At 55.4% G+C, this 6,054-nt stretch carries 6 protein-coding genes; all 6 read right to left on the bottom strand.

Annotated features, from left to right (window positions below; genetic code table 11):
* Nucleotides 1-484: MTAP family purine nucleoside phosphorylase (locus ACOSYY_RS10405; protein WP_421662274.1), on the bottom strand; the 484-nt coding region annotated here is incomplete at its 3' end.
* Nucleotides 481-1,500 (bottom strand): tRNA (adenosine(37)-N6)-dimethylallyltransferase MiaA, encoded by a 1,020-nt coding sequence (gene miaA / locus ACOSYY_RS10400; RefSeq protein ID WP_421662273.1) that lies wholly within the window; start codon nucleotides 1,498-1,500, stop codon nucleotides 481-483. The genes ACOSYY_RS10405 and miaA, both read right to left, overlap by 4 nt.
* A gap of 91 nt (nucleotides 1,501-1,591) precedes the next feature.
* Complete coding sequence (gene mutL, locus ACOSYY_RS10395; protein WP_421662272.1) at nucleotides 1,592-3,364, bottom strand: DNA mismatch repair endonuclease MutL; 1,773 nt, start codon at nucleotides 3,362-3,364, stop codon at nucleotides 1,592-1,594.
* A gap of 63 nt (nucleotides 3,365-3,427) precedes the next feature.
* The gene (gene ybgF, locus ACOSYY_RS10390; RefSeq protein ID WP_421662271.1) at nucleotides 3,428-4,189 is read right to left on the bottom strand and encodes a tol-pal system protein YbgF; all 762 of its coding nucleotides are present in this window, start codon (nucleotides 4,187-4,189) and stop codon (nucleotides 3,428-3,430) included.
* A 4-nt stretch (nucleotides 4,190-4,193) separates the two neighbouring features.
* Nucleotides 4,194-5,594 (bottom strand): tol-pal system protein YbgF, encoded by a 1,401-nt coding sequence (gene ybgF / locus ACOSYY_RS10385; RefSeq protein ID WP_421662269.1) that lies wholly within the window; start codon nucleotides 5,592-5,594, stop codon nucleotides 4,194-4,196.
* Nucleotides 5,595-5,658: 64 nt separating this feature from the next.
* A partial coding sequence (gene pal / locus ACOSYY_RS10380; protein WP_421662268.1) for a peptidoglycan-associated lipoprotein Pal occupies nucleotides 5,659-6,054 on the bottom strand: 396 nt, incomplete at its 5' end.

Genomic DNA, 6,054 nt, shown 5'->3' with positions numbered 1-6,054 from the left:
CGCTGCAATGCAACGTGGCGCCGACCTTTTCTCCAGCCGCCAAGAGAGTTTGTCCGAGTTTGGCACAAATGGGCTCGCCGAAGGCAACATGTGCCACGACTCCGTTGTCAAAGAATGTCGAGACACGCCGCTTTGTGAGGTCGATGAACTGGTCCGGCACGACAACGTCGCCCGGGTGAATTGATTCCTTCATGCTACCTACCGCGCTGATCGAAATCACATGGGACACCCCCAGAGACTTGAGCGCGAAAATGTTCGCTCGGTAGTTGATCACGCTCGGATTCAACCCATGTCCCCGCCCATGCCGTGAAAGAAATGCGACTCGAATTCCTTCCAGCGAACCCACGGTAATCGCATCGGAAGGAGCCCCGAAAGGCGTACGGACTCGGACGGACCGAGTCGAGGTGAGCCCCTCAATATCATACAGCCCGCTTCCTCCGATCACCCCGACGGTCACCCGCTCATCCTGTCTTTTTCTCTTCATACAAATCCTTTTCTCAAAAGAACCTGCTGCAACGCAGCAGGCTGTTTTTGTTGTCCACGGGCTCTCATAAATTGCTCGATATGTGCGATCACTCGTTCGGCCGTTCGCTGATCCGGCTCGTGGTCCTCGATCGACAGCCACGTGACGCCCGATTCACTTCGAAACCAGGTCATCTGCCGTTTCGCAAAACGCCTCGTGTCGCGCTTGAACCGACGCACCATTTCGGCGTAATCGTACTCCTTCGCCAAATAGGCTCCGACCTGGCGATAGCCGAGACCTTTCATCGAACCGAGCTCGCGTCCGAATCCCTGACCCAGCAATAATTGAGTCTCTTCTACCATTCCATGAGCCAGCTGCCAATCGATTCGCTCTTCAATCCTTCGATACAAGATCTCTTTCTTTCGCTCAAGGCCAATTAAAAGAGCGGAAAATGGAGTCTCATGAAACTTGTGTTCCGCTTGCATGGTCGACAGTGGACGCCCCGATAACCGATAGACTTCCAACGCACGCAAGACCTTGGATTCATCGTTCGGGTGCAGCCGTGCTGCCGTTTCTTGATCAACGCGCCTCAGCTCCGCATAGAGGCCGTCCCGGCCCCGGTCATCTCTCAATTTCTTGAGGTTCGCCCTTACATATGGATCCGCTTGGGGTGCTGGACATAATCCTCTCACCAAGGTCCGAATATACAATCCCGTTCCACCTACAACGAAGGGCAACCGTCCAGCCCTGTATAAACGTTCGATTTCTACCATTGCGACCCGCCGATACCAACCGGCGTTGAACGTTTCGCTGGGTGCGACCAAATCGATAAGTCGGTGCGGCACACCCTGACGCTCCTCAACGCTCGGCTTATCCGTTCCAATGTCCATCCCGCGATACACTTGGCGGGAATCCGCCGCCAGCACATCGGTATCAAAATGTCTGGCCACTTGTATTGCAATCCGGCTCTTACCGACGGCTGTCGGACCGAGAAGCACTACGAGGGGACGGTAGTGGAGTAACTGGTCTGATCGCATGTCACATGAACGCTGCCGAACCGATAATACACGTATCTGCTGAGATCAAAACTCTCTACCGAAGATCCGTAGCTCCTGCCCGAATCATCGGCTACCAGCCGGCTCGTCCGAACATTTTCTCAAGGTCGGTGATGTTGAGGCGGAACGACGTTCTCCGCCCGTGCGGGCAAGTCGTGATCTCCCCTTCGGCACGCCATTCTTCGACCAGAGCCTTGACTTCTTCCTGTTTCATCGAGCGACCGGCGCGGACCGCTCCATGGCACGCCACCGATGCCAGGACTGACCGCACTCGCACCTCCAGATTGGAGGCACTGTCCCATTGCGCGAGATCATCCATGAGATCCTGCAGAAACGTCGTCGGATCGAGCTTGCCCAGACCGACCGGAATCGCCCTGATGAGGACGGTTGAGGAACCAAACGGTTCAATCTCCATCCCCAATTGCTCCAGGTCACTTTGGTACCGCCGAAGCAATGCCGCCTGTGGGGGCGACAGTTCCACCGGATCAGGGATCAGCAATGGCTGAGCTTGGATGCTACGGGTCGTCCAATCGCGATACAATCGTTCAAACAGGACTCGTTCGTGAGCCGTGTGTTGATCGATCACTGTCAAATCGCCCCCGACTTGAGCGATGAGGAATGTCCGATTGATCTGTCCCAACGCAATCACCTCAGCTGCAGGCACTCGAACGTAGGACTCCGCTGCTTCGTTCACCAAGGGCAATTGCGTTTCGGAGCCGGGCCGTAATGTCGTGGAGTCCGCTTCAACGGATTGGGACGTGGGAAGAGTTGTCACGATGGAACCCGAGGTCCGTCGCACGGAGGACTCTACGAACGGAGTCTTCCCGAACTCATCCGTCTTTCCGCCGCTCAAGGCTTGGCGGACCGCTCGCCGTACGAGTTGATGGATCAACTCATTGTCCGAAAACCGTACTTCCCGCTTGGTTGGATGGACGTTGACATCGAGACGATCCGGATCAATTTCCAGAAACAGCACGAATCGCGGTTGGGTTCCTTTGGCGAGAAATGCACCATACCCTTCGCCGACGGCATGAGCGACTGCGGCGTTGCGCACAGGGCGACGGTTCACAAATAATTCTTGCGGTGTGCGAGAGGCCTTTGCATGGACCGCGTCCACGATGTACCCACTGAGACACGCTCCGGGGAACGAAGCCTTGATTAGGAGACACTGGTCGAGAAAGGCGCGTCGATAGACCTGGGCGATCCGATCATCATCCGACGACGCGGACGGATAATGAAAGATCTCCTCGGCGTTGTGCGTCAAGCGGAAATGGACCGACGGCCAGGCAAGCGATGCCTGCTGTACGACCCGGCTGATATGCAAGAACTCCGTCAGAGTGGACTTCAGGAACTTCTTCCGGGCCGGCTGATTGTGGAACAATCCTGCGATTTCGATGCGCGTTCCCGTGACCGGAGGAGCTTCGGCTATTTTCCCGATCGTTCCCCCGACCACTTCCAACTCGGTCCCCGCTTCGGCAAAACGGGTCGCCGTCATCAACCGAATACGGGCAACAGCGGCGATGCTCGGGAGTGCTTCGCCCCGAAAGCCCATTGTTCGGATGGACCATAGATCCAGATCGGACCGGAGTTTGCTCGTGGCATGACGCTGAAAAGCACGCGGGGCATCTTCCCGACTCATGCCCTCCCCATCGTCGCTTACCCGAATCAAAGCGAGTCCTCCGTCCTTCACGTCGATCGTGATGGACCGACTCCCCGCATCGAGACTGTTTTCGAGGAGCTCTTTGACAACGGCCGCCGGGCGCTCGACCACCTCCCCCGCCGCAATGCGATCGATGACCTCTTCCGGAAGAATACAGATCTTGCCACTGCCGTCGGTTCTCAGCACGGCACGATGCTCCTCATGAGCGATGAGACGGTGGTGGGGCGGGTCGTCGCACCACGGCGACGATCATCGGATCTCGGCCAACTTATTCTTTGCCAACTTCGATTCGTCCGATGAGGGGAATTCTTCAAGCACACGCTTCAGATTCTTTCTCGACCTGCCGAGATCGCCGGTCTCAGCCGTCGCCAAACCAAGCTTATACAGCGCCGCCGGAATCTTTTCGTTCCCTGGATGTTCCGCTACGAGATAGTCAAACGTTTGGATGGCCCGCCCATAGTCTTTCAAGTTGTAATACGATTCTCCCAACCAATATTGAGCGTTGGGGGTAAGAGACGTCCCGGGAAAGTCCTTGATGAACCGCTGGAACCCTGCGACCGCAAGCTCATATTTCCCGTTGAGATAATCATTATATGCCAGATTAAAAGCGGACGTCGGGGTGATTCCGGACACCGCCATTGTCGGCTCTGCAGATTGCGTCTGCTTGACATGCTTGGATGCACGCGGTTCACTCGAGGAGTCTGGCTTGGCCGACGCCTGGCTGGCAGCCTCCTCCAGCTTTGCCAATCGGCTTTCAAGTTTCTGAAAACGCGTCGTCAGCTCATCGGATCGCAGTTTCGTAGAATCCTTATCCTTGCTCCTCTCTACGGAATCCAATCGGCGTATCACGGCGTCCACTCGTTGATGATCCTGATCCTGCGTTCGCGAGATGGTCGAAAGCTGATTGCGGATTTCCAGAAAATCGGCATGCTTCGCACAGCCGATGAGCAAGACCATCGATCCCAACACTCCCCATGCCATTGAACCGGACACGAGTGTACGGACTCGCATGTTGCTACCGCACCTCCTTGAGTTGAGCCAGTTTGTCCGACGCTTTTCCCGCCTCAACGGTTTTCGGGTAGAGCGTGACTACTTGCTTAAAGGCGGACGACGCGCGCTTCCTATCTTTTAGCGCCAAATACGCATACCCTTTCTTTAAGATTGCGGCAGGTATCTTTTCGCTGCCGGGATAATCGATCTCAACTTTATCGTAGGCATCAATCGCTCTCTGAAATTCTTTCTTGCCGAAGTACGACTCCCCCAGCCAGAAGCGGGCATTCGACGCAAGGATTGAGTTCGGATAGTCTTCGAGAAATCCGGTAAATCCTTGCCGAGCACCTTCCAAATCTCCATCTCGGAACAGGCCCAACACTCCCTCATAGCGAACCCGATCAGGCGGATCGGCGCTGGCCGGAGTCGGTTCCAACCTCGATGATTCTTGAGGAGGAACGATCGTTGTCACACCTCCCATAGCCTGTGGTCCAGAGAACGGCTTTGCCGTTTCCCCACTTTCCAGTGTGGACTCATTCGGCCCCAGCGCGGAGGGTTGCGCCTGCTTGTGCGCCTGTTGCGGAGAAACAGCCCTATTTGATACCTGCTCAAGAGTTTTCGCCAAGGCATCGATTCGACCATCCTGCTCGTCAAGGCGAACCGTGACTCTTTTCCCAACCGCTTCAAGCGCCTTCGTGACGGAAATCACGCTTCTATTGACATCCTCCGCATGAGTCGCTGTCATTTTTGAATCGGCATCTATTCTCGATGTGAGATGCTTCGCGGTTTTTTCATGCTCACCCACGCGATCATTCAGACCCGTCAGCGCCTCACGAAAACCCGTCAGCGCCTGATTGAATTGAGTGAACTTTTGAGAAATCTGATCGATTTTGCTCTGGTGCTCTGTCAATTCTTTTTGGTGCCCTTCCAGCTTGACATCCACGCGTTTTGCCAACCCTTCGTTCGTGCGTTGGACGACGTCAATGACCTCTTTTTTCAAAACCTCCATGGTCTTCGATAGTTCGTCGAGTCTGGCCGACACCTTCGCATCTTGCGTCTCAAAGCTCTTCTGCATCCAGAGATACCGTGTGCTGCTGTCGGTTTCCAGCTTGGCAGCCAACTGTTCCAGCTTTTTTGTCTGCTGCTCCAACTGAGCCGACCGATGCTTGAAATCTTCCTGTTTGTTCTGAAGCTCTCGTGCCTGGTGCAGAGCCTTTTCCAATTCTCCTCGCAGTTGCGGCAGTTCATGTTCGCGCAAGGTCGAAATCTCTTGGCTCTGCCTGGCTCTGGTCTGTGACAGTTGTTGCTGAAGATCTTTTTCGGCTTTTTTCAGGTCTGACTGCTGCGCGACACAACCCGGTAGGAGAAAACCGCCCATGGCGATACCGAGAAGCATACCATGCGTGGTTCGTAGGTGAGACGTCATATCCTGAACTCCAAGCGACTGCCGACAATCGGGCCCATTCAGGCGAACGGCACTACCGGGCACATTACTTCCCTGTTTTGACAACGAGGTGTCCACGGCGATTCTGCGAATAACAGGATTCCGTATGTTCTGTGCAGAACGGTCGTTCCTTGCCATAGGAAACGACGGACAAATGACTGGGAGCGATTCCCAGCTCGACAAGATAATTCCGAACGGCCTTCGCACGCTTCTCACCCAACACTAGATTATAGGCTGAGGTGCCACGCTCGTCACAATGCCCTTCGATTTTCAGCTGTGCGTACGGATTCGACCGAGCCCATTCAGCATCGCCGGAAAGGGCGTGACGCCCTTCATCGGTGATCGAAAAACTGTCGTACGCGAAAAAGACATCCCGTAGTCCGGCTGCCACCGAAGCCACCTGCTCCGCACGAATTTCAGCCAGCTGGCGAGCCGCCGCGCC

It is taken from the genome of Nitrospira sp. BLG_2 (assembly GCF_049222245.1).
Note: the sequence above shows the minus strand (reverse complement) of the source record. Positions and strands in the feature narration are given on the sequence as shown.